The organism is Azonexus sp. (genome assembly GCF_030824335.1).
Taxonomy (GTDB): Bacteria; Pseudomonadota; Gammaproteobacteria; order Burkholderiales; family Rhodocyclaceae; genus Azonexus.
In genome coordinates, this window is sequence record NZ_JAVBXX010000013.1 from 105,253 (window position 1) to 120,217 (window position 14,965).

The 14,965-nt window shown below is 55.7% G+C and carries 15 protein-coding genes and 1 tRNA gene; 3 read left to right on the forward strand and 13 right to left on the reverse strand.

Translation table 11 applies throughout. The features are described from left to right. Nucleotides 1–11 precede the first annotated feature (11 nt). From rpoZ to RCI20_RS09830, 4 genes are all read right to left on the reverse strand, one after another. Complete coding sequence (gene rpoZ, locus RCI20_RS09815; RefSeq protein WP_306604948.1) at nt 12–218, reverse strand: DNA-directed RNA polymerase subunit omega; 207 nt, start codon at nt 216–218, stop codon at nt 12–14. Between the two features lie 34 nt (nt 219–252). Beyond that, nucleotides 253–861, reverse strand: a complete 609-nt coding sequence (gmk, locus tag RCI20_RS09820) for a guanylate kinase (RefSeq protein ID WP_306604949.1) — start codon at nt 859–861, stop codon at nt 253–255. Between the two features lie 98 nt (nt 862–959). Beyond that, nucleotides 960–1,034, reverse strand: a tRNA-Thr gene (locus RCI20_RS09825). A 107-nt stretch (nt 1,035–1,141) separates the two neighbouring features. Next, nucleotides 1,142–1,951 (reverse strand): SapC family protein, encoded by an 810-nt coding sequence (locus RCI20_RS09830; protein ID WP_306604950.1) that lies wholly within the window; start codon nt 1,949–1,951, stop codon nt 1,142–1,144. 151 nt (nt 1,952–2,102) lie between these two features. Here RCI20_RS09830 and RCI20_RS09835 point away from each other — a divergent pair, with 151 nt between their 5' ends. Continuing rightward, a complete protein-coding gene (locus RCI20_RS09835; protein ID WP_306604951.1) occupies nt 2,103–3,830 on the forward strand; it encodes a hypothetical protein in 1,728 nt (575 codons plus the stop codon). A gap of 78 nt (nt 3,831–3,908) precedes the next feature. Here the strand turns inward: RCI20_RS09835 and RCI20_RS09840 are convergent, their stop codons facing one another. The 4 genes from RCI20_RS09840 to RCI20_RS09855 all read right to left on the reverse strand — a co-directional run bounded on the left by RCI20_RS09840 (nt 3,909) and on the right by RCI20_RS09855 (nt 7,143). Then, the gene (locus RCI20_RS09840; protein ID WP_306604952.1) at nt 3,909–4,823 is read right to left on the reverse strand and encodes a glycosyltransferase family 2 protein; all 915 of its coding nucleotides are present in this window, start codon (nt 4,821–4,823) and stop codon (nt 3,909–3,911) included. Nucleotides 4,824–4,904: 81 nt separating this feature from the next. Then, on the reverse strand, nt 4,905–5,147 hold the full coding sequence (locus tag RCI20_RS09845) for a DUF6447 family protein (protein ID WP_306604954.1): 243 nt from the start codon (nt 5,145–5,147) through the stop codon (nt 4,905–4,907). Nucleotides 5,148–5,302: 155 nt separating this feature from the next. Further along, entirely contained in the window at nt 5,303–6,367 is a 1,065-nt protein-coding gene (locus RCI20_RS09850; protein ID WP_306604956.1) for a hypothetical protein, read from the reverse strand. A 77-nt stretch (nt 6,368–6,444) separates the two neighbouring features. Continuing rightward, complete coding sequence (locus RCI20_RS09855; protein WP_306604958.1) at nt 6,445–7,143, reverse strand: transposase; 699 nt, start codon at nt 7,141–7,143, stop codon at nt 6,445–6,447. A 124-nt stretch (nt 7,144–7,267) separates the two neighbouring features. Between RCI20_RS09855 and RCI20_RS09860 the strand changes: the two genes are divergently transcribed. Next, nucleotides 7,268–7,495, forward strand: a complete 228-nt coding sequence (locus tag RCI20_RS09860) for a CopG family transcriptional regulator (protein ID WP_306604960.1) — start codon at nt 7,268–7,270, stop codon at nt 7,493–7,495. Further along, a complete protein-coding gene (locus RCI20_RS09865) occupies nt 7,479–7,745 on the forward strand; it encodes a type II toxin-antitoxin system RelE/ParE family toxin (protein ID WP_306604962.1) in 267 nt (88 codons plus the stop codon). Before RCI20_RS09860 ends, RCI20_RS09865 begins: the two co-directional genes overlap by 17 nt. Before the next feature lie 238 nt (nt 7,746–7,983). Here RCI20_RS09865 and RCI20_RS09870 read toward each other — a convergent pair whose 3' ends face one another. The 5 genes from RCI20_RS09870 to RCI20_RS09890 all read right to left on the reverse strand — a co-directional run bounded on the left by RCI20_RS09870 (nt 7,984) and on the right by RCI20_RS09890 (nt 14,839). Then, nucleotides 7,984–8,271, reverse strand: coding sequence for a HigA family addiction module antitoxin (locus tag RCI20_RS09870; RefSeq protein WP_306604964.1), 288 nt, complete (start codon nt 8,269–8,271; stop codon nt 7,984–7,986). Nucleotides 8,272–8,281: 10 nt separating this feature from the next. Next, nucleotides 8,282–8,560 carry a type II toxin-antitoxin system RelE/ParE family toxin gene (locus RCI20_RS09875; protein WP_306604966.1) on the reverse strand — a complete coding sequence of 93 codons (279 nt, stop codon included), beginning with the start codon at nt 8,558–8,560 and terminating at the stop codon, nt 8,282–8,284. 454 nt (nt 8,561–9,014) lie between these two features. Continuing rightward, nucleotides 9,015–10,094, reverse strand: coding sequence for a hypothetical protein (locus tag RCI20_RS09880; protein ID WP_306604968.1), 1,080 nt, complete (start codon nt 10,092–10,094; stop codon nt 9,015–9,017). A 220-nt stretch (nt 10,095–10,314) separates the two neighbouring features. After that, nucleotides 10,315–10,527: a DUF6447 family protein gene (locus RCI20_RS09885; RefSeq protein ID WP_306604970.1), complete on the reverse strand. Its 213-nt coding sequence runs from the start codon at nt 10,525–10,527 to the stop codon at nt 10,315–10,317. A gap of 118 nt (nt 10,528–10,645) precedes the next feature. After that, a complete protein-coding gene (locus RCI20_RS09890; RefSeq protein WP_306604972.1) occupies nt 10,646–14,839 on the reverse strand; it encodes a hypothetical protein in 4,194 nt (1,397 codons plus the stop codon). Between the last annotated feature and the right edge of the window lie 126 nt (nt 14,840–14,965).

The window sequence follows — 14,965 nt, forward strand, 5'->3', positions numbered from 1 at the left end:
GCCCTGCGCAATCAAGCCTGACCGCGGTTCAACACTTCCACACCGATCTTGCCCAGCGCCATTTCACGCAGGGCAACGACGGTTGGCTTGTCCTTGTCCACCTCGACCAACGGCGTCGCGCCATTGGCCAGTTGACGGGCGCGATGCGCAGCAGCCAGCGTCATCTGGAAGCGGTTCGGGATTCTTTTCAGACAATCATCAACAGTAACGCGAGCCATTTTTAACCTCTAGTCATTCTTCAAAGTTCGTGCTTCAAAGCAGCTTGGCAAACAACGCCGGATGGTTCCTGCGTTGCTTGCCCAAATTCAGGCTGGCACTGCGCACCACGGCGCGCAAATCATCCAGAGCCTGGTCAAGTTGGTCATTAATAATAACATAGTCGAATTCGCCAACATGGCGCATTTCCGCCTCTGCAGCGGCAAGGCGGCGCTCGATCACATCCGGCGCATCGGTCCCGCGACCAACCAGACGGCGGGTCAATTCGTCAATTGACGGTGGCAAAACAAAAATCCCGATCGCCTCCGGGAAAAGCTTTCTCACCTGCTGCGCCCCCTGCCAATCGATTTCCAGCAAAACGTCGCGTCCTGCGGTCAACTGATCGCCAATCCACTTTTTCGACGTGCCATAAAAATTGCCATGCACTTCGGCCCACTCAAGGAACTCATCGCGGGAAATCATCGCGCGGAAGGCGTCGACCGCAACAAAATGATACTCGCGGCCATTTTGTTCGCCGGGGCGGGGGGCACGCGTCGTGAAGGAGATGGACAACTGCACGCACGGCTCACGCTCAAGCAGCAGGCGAACCAAGGTTGTCTTGCCAGCACCGGAAGGCGCAGCCACCACATAGAGATTGCCGGTCATCAATGAACTCCTGACTCAATACCTGCCGGGGCAAGCCAATCGAAGGGAGCATTATTTTACCGAAAGCGTTCTGTCGATGAACGCAGGCACCATAAAAATGGTGCCCATGGGCAGGATCGAACTGCCGACCTCTCCCTTACCAAGGGAGTGCTCTACCACTGAGCCACATGGGCATCTTTTGATGCGAAGGCGCGCATTCTACATGCCGGAAGCAGAAAAACACCAACTTCCGGCAAAAAAGTTTGCACGTCCCGACAAAAAACAAACAGAGACCTGAAAATCAGACCAGACCACCGAGATTAATCGTCTCGCCCTTGTTCAGGAAATCAAGATTGATCTCACCCGTTGCCGGCGCAATGCTAGCCGGCTGAACCGCCTGGGTTGCCTGTGCATTTGCGTGGATTTCCGCCAACTTGCCGAGCATTGACAAATGCTGCATGGAAAGTAGCTGGCAATACGCAATACTCAAGCCACCAGCATTACGCACCTCCAGCAGGGCCTCGGCCGAAAGCTGGTTCAATGCGGTCTCGTCAATCCGGAACAAACCATCGACCGTCGTTTCGCCCTTGTCCGTCTTTAACGTAATGGGCCACGGCTGAATCAGCGCATGCTTGGCCAGCAACGCACAACCTGCTGCCGCAGCCTGACGCCCCTGCTCCAGCTGGGTCAAAAACCCCATCACATCCAGCACCGCCTTGGCCGGCTCGCCGTTTTCATCGAAAAAAGCCTCGCCATCGGGGCCATCCGTTACCAATCCGGCATCCTCATCGATACACAGCACCGGCTTGCCATCTTCGGTCTTGCCCAGAATAAAAGGATAGCTCCGGCAAGCAGCGGGAACATAAGGCCCAACCCACTGGCCGTTCGGCGCCACCAGCAGGTTCTTGCCCGGCTGGATATTCATCATGGCGGCGAGATAAAAAGCATCCCCCTGACGAATGAAGCAAATCGGCAAGCTCATCACAGCCTTTGGCAACTCCGGCACGGACAACGGCATGACCGCCTCGCGCTCGGCATGGGCATAACTCGTATAGCGCAACCAGCGCTTGTTGCCATAATGATTTTTGGTGATCGCTTGATAATTGGGCATAAAAAATCTCGGAAAATAAGGTCTGAATTTACTTTACACGAAAGCAAGGGAACACTGCCAACACCGCAGCCAAGGCAAGGGGCGCGATTTCGGCAGATTTTGTATTATCCTAAGCTGTTCATATTAGTCTTCAAACATAGGCAAAGTCAGAATGGATAATAAAATCGCTGTCCAACGCTTGTTTCGGGGTGTATTACTGCGCACGCCAAGCAGCAGCGAAGAAAAACTGTTTACCAAGTTTTTCGACGACCGTTCGCTTTCCTACGATCAACTCGCCGTTCTCGGATGGCAATCCTCGGATTTCATGGCCAAGGTAGCACCCATCGCGCTGCTCGACTATGCCTTGTCCGGCGTCATCGACGGGCAACGCATCATCGGCTGGTACAACAGTCCGGCCGGCGCTCCTCTCGCCCCGACCGGCACCGATAACGTACTGACCGCCATCGAAGTGATGCTCTCGGGCTACGGCATCTCATCCCAAAAAAGCCAAGCCGCCCTTAGCGCCTCGCTCTACCAACTGGCCACCAGACTCGGCTACTCGACCCCCATGGCCGCAGCGGACAACCTCGCCAGCATAGTACTGGCGGGCAACATTGATCTGGCCTCCCTGCTCAAATCCGCCCTGCTGGAAACCATCACCCTGCGCCCGGAAGTCATGTACCAAGTCGGCGCCGGACTTCTGGTCTCCGTTCTCGGTGAAAAAACCACACTCCCCGGCAGCAATCAGCCCCCCATCACTCTCGCCGAAACCATCATTAATCAATATCTTGCACCCAAGCTGCAGCCCGCCAGCGGCACCACCGTATACGAAAGCAGCGCCAACGACGGCAGCCTCGACGCCATCAGCCTGGATTTGACCGGTGTCAGTTGGCGCGGCCGCGTCGGAGACACCGTCAGCGTAACGACAACCCTGCCCACCGGCCTGACCGCCAAGGTCGTCATCAGCGGCGCCCAGACTGCCGAAGTCACCTTCTCCGGCAAGGCACGCGCCCACGATGCAGCGGCCTCCACCACCATCGCGCTGAAGTTTTCCGATACCAACTTCAACGGCGCCAAGGCAGTCGACGTCGAGCCGATGGTCAAAGGCGTACTCACCCTCGACCTGCAGTTCTACAACAACAACCCCTGGACAATCTCCGGCAACGAATTAACGGTATTCGGCACCCAGAGCACCGCCAGCATCGATCTCAATGCCGGCACCGGCCAAATTGGCCTGTTCAGCTTCGCCAGCGGCGAACTGAGCGGCGTCACCAGCATCGATGCACGCGGCATCAGCGGCACTGTCGTCAGCCTCACCGGCTCGTCCAGCGACGACACGCTGTACGCCAACCACCTCGGCAGTACGATACGCGGTGGCGCTGGCGACGATACCCTGTTCGGCGGCAGCAAAGCCGCCAAGGACACCTTTGTCTTCGAAGCCGTCGCCTCGCCCGGCACCTTTTTCACCCCCGGCAACGGCATGGACAGCATTCACAACTTCCAGGTGGGTGCTGCCGGCGACATCCTCGACTTCCGCAGTTTTCTCGGTACGCCGACTTTCGTCGCCACATCGGTTGCTGCCTCGGCATTCGCGGGGACGACCTGGGCCAATGGCGATATCCGGATCGTCACGGAAGACGGTACCCCGCTCAGCACACCGGCAGAAATCGCCGCTATCTTTGGCGCACCGACCGCCCCGGCCAAACTGGTCATCATCACGGCAGGCGTACCCGCCCCCGGCGACCCCGGCATCGCAACGGTGTGGTTCATCAGCAACCGTTCGGCTGCCGGCAGCGTTACCGCCATTGAAGCCGCCGACGAAGTCGTCAAGGTCGCCGAACTCGTCGGCATCAACAACCTTGCACTGCTATCCTTCCAAGCCGACAACTTTTTAGTCTGACAAATCAACCTTCCGGTCCTCAGGCACCGGACGGACGTTCACAACAGCAACGCCCGCATCAGCGCCGTTGGCGCGCCCCTACTTGACCCCGGATGCCGCAGGTCCAAGGCGCCCCGTCAGTCCATGCTTCACGCCGAGCAACATCAGACGGCAATACTCGAAGCGGGGAGAAGCAAACAGAGAGAAAAAAACCAGACGCATCAACAAACCGCGCCAGCAAACCCGGCGCCAAGCAGCGGGTGAATGGTCAAGCGTGCGCAAATAAAGCGTATTCCGCAGGATGTAATACTGCCGCAGCGGCCCATGCAAATGCAGCTGGCGCCCGCAAAACGACACAATCCGGTCACCAATGGCGTGCAACAAGCTCGCCCGCTCAATGCCATACAAGCGAAAGCCCGCCGCACGGCAACGCCAACTCCACTCCAGATCCACGCCGTCGATAAACAACTCCGCCAGCATCGGGCCAATCTGCTCGATCACCGCCAACGGAAACAGGCAGCCGGAGGTAATCAGATGATCGACCTCCAGCACTTCGCCAACCACCGGCAGCACCCGCTTCCAGCCCTTCTCTGCGGCAGCCACGAAAGGCGTAGGCAACTGACTTCGGCGATCAATCTGCAATGGCCCCAGCGCCCCGACACGAACACCATCCTGCTGTAACTGGGCATACGCAGCCAGCAAGCACGCCACCATATCCGGTGCGGGCAAGCTATCCTGGTCGAAAGTCACGACCATCGTCGCACCGGCCTGTCGCGCCCACTGCATGCCAACATTAACGGCATTAGCCACGCCGGTATTCCCCGGCAGGGAAATAACGTGAATGCCGGCCCCCGCACGCGTCGCCAAAAATTCCGGTAAAAATGGGCCAGAACCGTTGTCGACCGCAACAATTGACGCAACCTGCGGGCGCAAGCGCTCAAACAACGCGCTCAGTGCATCAAGATCGGGATGATAGGTAACAACAACAGCAACAACAGACTCGGCATTAATCAACGGACACCTCGAAAAACACCGAGCTGGTTAGCATGGGAAAAATACAAAACAGACAACGGAACAGAAAGCCCGTCAATCCAGTTACTGCTTCTTCACCTTCGCGCTCGCCCGCGCCGGTTTCTTCGGCTTGACGACCTCACCCTGCTCCAGGTCAGCCAGCAAACCCTTCAGATAAGCATTGCGCGCCGTATTGAAAACTGCCAGTTGGGCATTCAGACGCTGGATTTCAGCATCGGCAAACTGCAGGCTGGCAAGCTGGGCCTTGGCATTCTCGGAAAGCCCATCCAGGTCGTAGTCTTTCCCGTTGATCGTAAGCTTGGCCATATTGCCTCCTTAAAAAATAAAAACCGCCCACAGTGGGCGGAAACATCGAATAGACACATCCGGCAGGCAAATACCGCACATACCGGATGGGCCGACATTTTACTCATTTAAGGGCAATTCATGTAGCCGGGAAGCGCACAATGAACGCCAATGGATCAAGCGAGGTAATCCATCCCGTTCTGCTGCAGACCGACCAGATTCACCGTCAGGCCCATCTCCGCCACCTGCGCCAGCACATTCGCCTGGCCCGCATCATCGACAAACTTAGTCAATGTCGCCAATTCTGCGGTCGACGCCGCTTTTTTGAATATATTGGCATACAAGGCACCGATGAAATCGCTGTTGTTCCGCGGCAACAAACCCAGATCAACCACCTGCTGGGCAAACGCCTGCATCGTCAAGCCGCCATCGAACATCGACAGCACCTGCCCGCGCACACTCAGGTTATCCGCCAGCGACGGCGCAACCAGACTGACGATCTGCATCGTCTTCAACGCATTGCCCCCGGCATCGATATCCAGCGCCACCGACTTGTCGCTGAAACTCAAGCGCTCGACCATACGCAAAGCCTTCGAACCATCGCGCCCCGCCACCGTATCGACCACCTGGTAACCGCTGCCCGCCAAGTTATCCGGCATCCACACATAATCGCTCCAGCGCACCTGATACTGCGCCGCCGAACCCCGAAAAACCGCCGTATCGATCCCGTCGCCACCATAGAACTTGTCCATGTTCGACGAACTGCCGGTCGAAGGCGCATAACCATAAAAGGTATCGTTGCCGGCATAACCATGCACGCCGTCGTCGTCCCCCTCGCTATTGCCCTGCTCGGAACCATAGAAAACATCGTTCCCGGCAAAATAACGGGTTAGCGCAGCGCGATCCGTCTGCAGCATCGCAGCAAGCAAATCCGCCACGCTCACCGGCGTGGAAAAACTGGCCGTCTCCATCACGCTTCCGCGATGCGAAAGCTCATAAGCCGACACCGTCGCCCCGGCCGAGGCCACACCCGACAAATTCCCCGCAGCCAGCGCAGACTCAGGAAAACTACCGTTCAAGCGGAACACCACACTGCCGCCATCAAACTGGAAGCTGCTCACCAACTGCGTCGTCGAAGCCTCACTAACGGGCTGCGCCCCCCAATTGGGACCGTCATGACTATCCTCAACAAAATTCGATACGGTTTGATCGCTACCGTAAGCGCGCAAAGTAACCCCCATTTTTCCTCCCTTTTTTAGTTAAAAATATTCGGCAATAATTAACGAAATCAACGGAAAAGTCGAATTTAGAAACGGGGTCAGACACGATTTTCAAGCTTCCTTGGTCGCCCCACCCCTTTTGACGCTGCCCGGCGTTTCGACAACGCCTCGATCTGCTCCCTGAAACGCTCGCCCCCCAGCGCCCACCCCTTGTGGGTCGATTCGCGGATCGCCGTCAAATCCGGTTCGGATAGACCTGTCTGGAACAAGGCCCGGTAGGAACTCTGCCGCTCGTCCACGCTTTGCCCCAAGCGCAGGTATTCCTCGTGCGGGGTCAGCCAGTCAGCCTTGATCCCCATCGCGTTGAAAGCATGACTAGACCACGGATAATCCCCCGGATGCACCACCATTCCGGCGCGCACCGGGTTAAGTTCGATGTAGCGCATCAGCGTCAGCAAATAATGCTCACTATCGACCACAGTCGCTCGATAGCGCCCCTCCCACAGCGTACCGCTGCGCTGGTAGGAATGATTGAAATACTGCACATAACGCCGTCCTGCGGACTGAAAAACCTTGCTGATGCTGTCGCTCTCCCCCGGCGTGGCAAGCAGGTGAATGTGGTTGGTCATCCAGACGTAAGCATGAATGGAGAGATGGTGCTTGCTGGCGGCCTCGGCCAACGCATCCCGGAAAAACAAGTAGTCCGCCTCTGCGGCAAAGATCGCCTGCCGGTTATTGCCACGCTGGATGATGTGTTGCGGCTGGCCAGGAATGATGTAGCGAGGAAGGCGCGCCATGACTGCTCCGTGGTGCAAGGAAAAACAGACAATATATCGTGTCTGACCCCGTTTTTGGACCCGTTTTTCCGTTCGAGCATCTTTGTGATACAGTGAATACATATATCACAAAGGAGACTCTGACATGGCCACCTCGATTCGCCTCGCTCCTGAAACCGAGCAAAGGCTTGACTACCTTGCATCCCAAACCGGACGAACAAAGGCTTACTACCTGCGCGAAATCATCGAGCAGGGCATTGAAGAAATGGAGGACTACTACTTTGCCGCTGACGTGCTGGAGCGTATCCGCAAGGGGCAAGAACAGGTGCATTCCGCTGCTGACGTGAGGAGAGACCTTGGCCTGGACGATTGATTACGCCGACACGGCCAAAGGGCAGTTACGCAAGCTCGACAAACAGACGGCACGGCGCATCGTTGACTTCATGGATGAGCGTATTGCCGGACTGGAAAACCCGCGTAGCACTGGCAAGGCATTGACTGGCCCACAGGGTGGCCTCTGGCGCTACCGGGTGGGCGATTGCCGTGTGATTTGTGACATTCAGGACGGCGCTTTGCGCGTCCTTGTGGTTCAGGTTGGCAACCGGCGCGAGATTTACCGATAAATTGCACTATCGCACAGAGTTTTGGGCATTACGTAAAAACGGCGAAGAAAGCACATATCGTGTCCAACCTCGTTACTGCGTTGAGCAGCCGTCGATTTTTGCCATTTATTGCGGTCGACCGCAATAAAACGGGAAAAACACGCAGTCATTCCCTGGCTCGGGACAACATATCGTGTCTGACCCCGTTTTTGCCGTTTTTGACCCCGTTTTTGACCCGTTTATCCGACCCCGTCTATCTTCAGGCCACGTGCTTCAGTCGCTCGATATGGGGCCGCCGCCTGTTGCGCTCGGCTTGCCACAGATCATAAGCCACCTGCATGCGCAGCCACATTTGCGCATTGATGCCCAGCCAATCCTGCAAACGCAGAGCCATATCCGCACTGATGGCAGCATGACCATTGAGTATCCGCGACAACGCCGCTCGCGTTACGCCAAGCTGCTTTGCCGCTGCCGTAATCGTAACTTCAGCCGGCCAGCCTTCCTTGAGGACTTCGCCGGGGTGGGCCGGATTGTGCATGCCATTCATCGTCACTCTCCTAGTGGTAATCCAGATAATCAACCAACTCCGCATCTTCGCCATCAAATCGAAAGATCAAGCGCCAGTTGCCATTCACGGTAATGGCCCAGAAACCGGACAATTCCCCAGTCAGCGGATGCAGACGCCAGGCGGGGAAATTCATCTCCTCCGCACAGGTAGCAGAATCCAGTGCAGTCAATTGTGCGTGAAGTCGATTGCCGTGATGGGGCTGAATACCGGCTTTGCTACCTCTGCGATAGAAGGCTTCAAGTCCTTTGTGACGAAAACTTCGGATCATGCCTCATGGTATAGCGTAGCTATACGAATCGCAACTGCTTATTGCGGCTGACAGTGGTCAGTACGCAGATTTTTGGGCATTACGTAAAAACGGCGAAGAAAGTACATATCGTGTCCAACCCCGTTATTGCGTTGAGCCGCCGCCGATTTTTGCCATTTATTGCGGTCGACCGCAATAAAACGGGAAAAACACGCAGTCGTTCCTGGCTCGGGACAATATATCGTGTCTGACCCCGTTTTTGTGCTTGGCGGAATCAGCGAACTTCGTCTCCCAATTCGCCCTGGTCGCGTTGAACCCCATGCAATCAAACGAAAACCGAAAAACCATCAACTGCTCACCGTGACAAGAGACGTCGCACGAGCAACTATCCTCCGTGCTCGGAGAAAATCAAGCTTAAGGTAGTGCCATGGGTGTCTGACCCCGTTATTGCGCTCTGTTCTTTGCTAATCCTTTCTCAACGAGGCATCTCCGTTGCGCTCTCCCCCTCCAGAAATTGGCTTGGTAGTGCCAGACGAATAGCTTCGCTCATCCAGTAGAGCGCCCGCTCATTCAAATGCTCTTTTGACAATAAATTCAGCTCGGTCAAGTAATCAAGGGCCTCCAACGAAAAAGCTTCTTCATGATTTGAAACACTAGATGCTTCATGAAACTCTCGGCAATAAAATTTGCTCCTCGCAAGATATTTCAAGGCTGCCATAGATGGCTCCTTCAGAAGGAATTTATCCTCCTTCTCCCATGAGCGCTTGCTCGTTGTAAAAACCTGGATCAAATCTCTTGCCACACCACGCTCCAGGTCTTCCGCATCTGTTCCGCGACTATTGTTATATGCCGAATAAATCGGATAGCGTGCATCTTCGACAATACGCGGCCAGATTGCCGACAGCAAAGCGATATAGTCTGGGTTCCTGAGATAAAACTCATACCCCACTCCAAAGCTTGTTACCGGATAGGGCTTGAACTGAAACTCGTGCACAGGCAGCAGATTGAAGTCATCAAAAATATTCAGCCGCGCTTTCACTGGTATTCCCAACTGGGATGCCGATGCCGCGATCGTTTTTTCAGCCGCCTCCGCAACTTCCCCGGACTCCGGGAGCAGAAGATGGAACCATTCAGAATCCATGCTTATCCGAGACAAGCGCAGCATCGGCTCCGGTGCCTGTCGCAGGTTATATATCAACTTGTATTTGGCGGTGCTTTCCTGCCCCCAGCACAACGGCTGAGGATTCAAGGCATCAAGCAGGAAACCGCATATTGGTCTCTTGATAAGAGAAGTAATGAAGCTGCGCTCGTTCAGCAACAGACAATCATACGGAACAACCAAAATCTGATTTGGAAAAATTATGCTCGGCGACTCTCTTGGCTCCGGCGCAGCACTTTGCAAATCAGGCACAAAACCTTTAGGAAAGTCTGGCGTAGATGCTGCCAAAGGCAAAATATTGGTGGTGTTCTGGATGACGATTGTTTGTTTCCCTTCGTTAGCCCGACCGTAAAAAAACCCGTATATCGCATCAAATATACGACTCAAAAAATCCATCGCCCCCCCAATCCTTAAACACCTTGAAAATTACTAGAAAAATAAAGCACTGTGCCCGGATAGCATATTGACGCCATTCTTGCCTGAGGTCTACACGCCCGAACCGATCATCTCCTTAGCTCGAAAAAAAATGCCTTCGCATAAAAAAATCTCCGGGGCGCTTCGGCCGGCGGAGATTTTTTGGGTAGCAGCACGACAAACCCGTGCTTAGGGCAAATGCTTACTGCTTGTTTGACTGCTTGGCGTCTTGCTGATCGAGTTCGGACTGCAGTTCACGCATGTAGGCATTGCGGGCGGTGTTCAGCACGGCGGTCTGCGACTTCAGGCGCTGCAGTTCGGCTTCGACGAATTGCACGCTGGCCAGTTGGCCTTTGGCATTTTCGGTCAGCGCGTCGATCTCGTATTCCTTGCCGTTGAAAGTCAGTGTGGCCATTTTGGCTCCTTGAAAAATCACGAGGGATAAAAAACCCCCGCCTCCTTGCGGAGACAGGGGTTTGTAGGCTTGCACCTGCACCCCTCGACGAAGCGAGGGGTGTCTCCGTTTCGGGAGATTAGGCGATGATAGCCAGGTTTGCACCAGTGAAAGCGCCGCCACCGGTAACGGTACCGATAACGACAGCACCAACACCGAAGGCACCGTCCAGGTCGTAGGAAACCGCACCGGTATCGGTGGCGATTGCCAGAACAGCACCGGCGTTAGAACCAGCACCAACCGTCAGACCAGCGATATTAGCAGCGGTATCGACCACAACGTGGTTTGCCCAAGCACCAGCGCCCAGAAGAGCAGCAGCAGCAGCATTGACGGCAGTAACAGCACCAGCAGCGTAGTCAGCGGCATTCAGGGTCAGACCAGCAACGCTGAATTGCAGAACGTCGTTTGCAACCACGAAGTTGGCGATGGTATCGGCATCAGCATTCAGAGCACTGTTGATGACCACGGTATCGATTGCAGCATCAGCGATCAGATTGATCGTGTCAGCCAGAGCACCACCCGTCACGGTATCAGCACCGCTGGTACCAACGATGGTGTCAGCAGCAGCAGTACCGGTCAGGACAACCGTACCTGCATTGGTACCCAGAACACCCGTCAGATTCAGGGCGGTCGAGGTGACCGTTGCACCAACCGAAACGTTGAGCGTGTCGCCAGAGCTCAGATCAACGATGGTGGAAGCACCAGCAGTAGCGTTGAACGTATCGTTACCACCGTTACCGGTCACGTTAGCGCCGGCAGTGATGGTGTTGAAGGTATCGTTCTGAACCGTACCGACAACCGTCGTGCCGTTAACCGTGTAGGTCAGACCGGTCGTGGAGTTGATGGTCGGGCCATCGGCATACACGGTCGGAGCGATGAACGAAGTGATCGTGGTCAGCGTGTTCCAGTTGGTATCGGCCAGATCAATGGTGCCCAGTTCCGTAACGGTGATGTCGTTAGCGGCGGTGCCATCAACGATCTGATACACGGTACCAACGTTATGGCTGCTAACAGCAACGTAGACCATCTTCTTGGCAGTGCCAGCAACTTCCGTTGCGAACAGTTCCTTGACATTGACAGCGTTGTCGTTTTCGGTCGCGACGACATCGGTTGCCGCCGTGAACAAGTCTTCGATGTAGACGTGACCATCGGTAACGGCCAGAGCAGCGGAGATAGCGGTACCCATGTCAGCAGTAACACCACCAGCAGTCTTGGCACCGATGCCATCGAAGCCCAGGTAATCCATACCAGCACCAGCAGCGGTGAAGTTCAGGACCACGTCCTTACCGAATGCGCCAGTGTAAACAACGACTTCGTTGCTGGAGGATTCAACTGCAGCACCAACCGTGGTACCCAGAACGATCAAGTCGTCGCCTTCGCCAGCCGTGATGAAGTTGTCGCTGGTCGAGGTGCTTGCTGCACCAACGATATCAACGGCACCGTCGGTAGCCATATCCTTGACGTAGTCAGCATTGGTCGTGAAAGCGGCCAAGCTAACAGCAGCGCTGGCACCTGCGAAGGTTGCACCACCACCGTTGGTCATGTAGGTCACTGCGTCAGCAGCAGTTGCAGCGGCCGGGGTGGTAACGCCCCAAGCAGTTGCAGCAGCCAGCAATTCGGCAGTACCCAGAGCGGAAGCAGCCGGTGCCGTCAGGGCGACGGTCAGTGCGGAAGCAGACTGGTTACCGTCGGTCAGGGACTCAACGATCAGGGAGTTAGCCGGGCCATCCTTGGCAACCAGCAGGTTCTTCAAGGTAGCGTCATTGTTGATGGCGTTCTTGATGGCCTGGTTGATTTCCAGATCGGTCAGCTTGTAGGTCGTGGTGTTAGCCAGATTGATCTTGGCAGAATCCAGACCACGGTAGCTCACAACCAGATCAACCTTGTACAGGTTGTAGGTTTCGTTGGAATCCGAACGCAGATCGTTGATGTCTTGCGACGTCAGGATGTTGTCGTTCTGGTTGGCGGTGTTGAAAACCCAAACTGCGTTGCTGGTACCGGTACCAGCGCCGGCAGCGAAGCCCGGGTTGGTCAGAACGGTAGCGCCTGCATTCAGGGTCAGCGTGCCTTGCTTGCCGGTGTTGTCAGAGAACACCAAGTCATTGCCTGCACCAGCATTGATGGTGGTATCGCCAGCACCCGGGATACGGATGGTGTCGTTACCTTCGCCAGCGTTGATGGTGATGTTGTTGTTCAAGTTCTGGTTGTTGTACCAGTCTTGAGCAGAACCAGCCATACCCGTCGTATCAACAACGGTCAGGGTGATTGCGTCATTACCAGCGCCGCCTTCGACGTTGAAGGTGAAGTCAGACTGACCGGAAACAACCGTGCTACGGCTGCCGGCAACGCCACCGTCGACGACAACGGTCAGGGTGTCATCGTTGGCACCACCACGGTAGTCAAAGTTTGCGCCCTTGACGTTGTAGTTAACATTGCCGGTACCGGCGACATCAGCCGTCGGGCTGGCAGCGGTATCAACCAGGGTGATGTACTTGCTGATGGTGTTGCTGGAGATTTGAGCATCGAAAGCCAGCTTGCCGGTCATGGCAGAGCCGTCGATCAGGCGGACATCGGTGAAACCGTAGTTGCCATGAACGGTGGAATCAACACCCGGCAGTGCGGCGTTACCAGCAGCAGAACCAGCATAGCCATTAACCGTCAAGTTGCCCTTACCGGCAACAGTCGGGTCGTAAACACCAGAGTTTTGGTCGGTGTTGGTGGTATCGCCATTCTTGATGGTAACTTCGCGCAGGGCGTTGTTGGTAGAAGCGATGGTCTGCAGCTTGCTGTTGTCGCGAACTTCAATTTCGAAGCGCTCGACACCACGCGAGGTGGAGGTAACGCCGGTAGACAGGCCACCAACGACCAGATCGCCACCCGTAGAGCCACGGCCCACATCATCCAGAATGATCGTGCTGGTGACCAGTTCAGTCTGGGTCAGCGCGGTATCGGCGTAGGTGGTGTAGATGTTGGAGGTCGGCGGAACAGAAGCGCCGGTGGTGTTGTACCAGCCAGAGCCAGTCGGTGCGGTAATCGCAACACCCGTACCGCCGGTCAGGACGATTGCCTTGCCGGTAACGGAGCTGTTGGAGATCGGATCGGTGATGGTGAAGTCAGCACCCAGGGTAGCGACAACGCCGGTACCAACCAGTGCGTTCTGGAACACGGTCAGCAGGGCTGCGTAGGTGTCAGCAGCTGCAACAGCGGTCTTGTCCAGTTGAATGGTGGTCAGAACGCCGTTGATGCCCAGCTTGAACTGGTCGTACGGGTTGTTCAGCAGCGGGGTAGCGGCAGTAGCGGCAGTAGCGGCAGCGCCCGTGTCCATCAGCTTGATGGTCAGGGTGGTGTTGCCGGTAGAGGAATTGCGCAGGGAATGCTGGTCAAAGTAGACGCCGAAGTCGACGTTACCCGGATCGGTGCTTTCCATGACGATGGTGACGTCCTTGGTCTTGGCGCCATCGGCGATGCGGACATCTTCAATAACCAGATCAGAACGGCTGTTGGTGTTTTGCCAAGTGGTAACACCTTGCATGTACTGTGCGTCAACCTGAACGATGTTGGAAGAAACACCAGCACTCGGGTTGTTACCGTTGGTGTCGTCGTTCGGAATGGTTTGAGCTTGAATCTTGATCGTTTCGACGCCGTCGGTACGAGCAGTGATTGCGAAGCTGGCAGAATCACCCAACTGTGCAAACAGGGTGTCAACACCGGCACCGCCGGAAACGACATCACCGGACTGCAGGGTGTTGCTGTTGTTGATGATGTAGGCGTTGAACAGGTCAGCGCCGCTGGTGCCGGTCAGCTTGTCCTGGGTAACGGCCAGTTCGAAGCTGGTAGCAACGGCGGTCAGTGCTGCAATGGTGGTGCCAACGTAGTTGGTGGCAACAACAGAGTAGTTGTAGGAAGCATCGATACCGGTGTTGTAAGCAGCCTTGGCAGTTGCCAGAGCAGCGTCGGTGGTGGTAGCCAGCACGTCAGCAACAGCGAAGATAGCGCCAACGCGGTTGGAAGCGTTTGCAGCCAGGAAGGCTTCGGTGGTGGACTGGGTAACGACAGCGGTCAGGCCCAGGTTGGCACGGATGGCGGAAGCCAGGTCAGCATTGGAAACGTTGGCGAACAGGCTGTTCAATGCGGAAACGTAAGCATTTTGGCCATTGGCGGCAACGAAAGCGCGGTGTTCGTTGAAAGCGGTGCTGCCCGGAGCAGCGCCAACCAGGGAAGCGTAGGCCTTCAGGACCAGGCTGTCATTCGGAAGACGAAGAGATAGTGCCATTAAAGATTTCCTTTCGAAAGAAAATAAAAAAACTTACGTCACACAGTTAGCATGCATAAGCGTGGCCGAAATTTAACTGGTGGACCAGCTTTTTACAAGTGACGGGGATCACACATTCCCGATAAT

Coding starts and splice junctions, on each gene's coding strand:
- rpoZ (WP_306604948.1), bottom strand. CDS start 218: ATGGCTCGCGTTACTGTTGATGATTGTCTGAAAAGAATCCCGAACCGC.
- gmk (WP_306604949.1), bottom strand. CDS start 861: ATGACCGGCAATCTCTATGTGGTGGCTGCGCCTTCCGGTGCTGGCAAG.
- RCI20_RS09830 (WP_306604950.1), bottom strand. CDS start 1,951: ATGCCCAATTATCAAGCGATCACCAAAAATCATTATGGCAACAAGCGC.
- RCI20_RS09835 (WP_306604951.1), top strand. CDS start 2,103: ATGGATAATAAAATCGCTGTCCAACGCTTGTTTCGGGGTGTATTACTG.
- RCI20_RS09845 (WP_306604954.1), bottom strand. CDS start 5,147: ATGGCCAAGCTTACGATCAACGGGAAAGACTACGACCTGGATGGGCTT.
- RCI20_RS09850 (WP_306604956.1), bottom strand. CDS start 6,367: ATGGGGGTTACTTTGCGCGCTTACGGTAGCGATCAAACCGTATCGAAT.
- RCI20_RS09855 (WP_306604958.1), bottom strand. CDS start 7,143: ATGGCGCGCCTTCCTCGCTACATCATTCCTGGCCAGCCGCAACACATC.
- RCI20_RS09860 (WP_306604960.1), top strand. CDS start 7,268: ATGGCCACCTCGATTCGCCTCGCTCCTGAAACCGAGCAAAGGCTTGAC.
- RCI20_RS09870 (WP_306604964.1), bottom strand. CDS start 8,271: ATGAATGGCATGCACAATCCGGCCCACCCCGGCGAAGTCCTCAAGGAA.
- RCI20_RS09875 (WP_306604966.1), bottom strand. CDS start 8,560: ATGATCCGAAGTTTTCGTCACAAAGGACTTGAAGCCTTCTATCGCAGA.
- RCI20_RS09880 (WP_306604968.1), bottom strand. CDS start 10,094: ATGGATTTTTTGAGTCGTATATTTGATGCGATATACGGGTTTTTTTAC.
- RCI20_RS09885 (WP_306604970.1), bottom strand. CDS start 10,527: ATGGCCACACTGACTTTCAACGGCAAGGAATACGAGATCGACGCGCTG.
- RCI20_RS09890 (WP_306604972.1), bottom strand. CDS start 14,839: ATGGCACTATCTCTTCGTCTTCCGAATGACAGCCTGGTCCTGAAGGCC.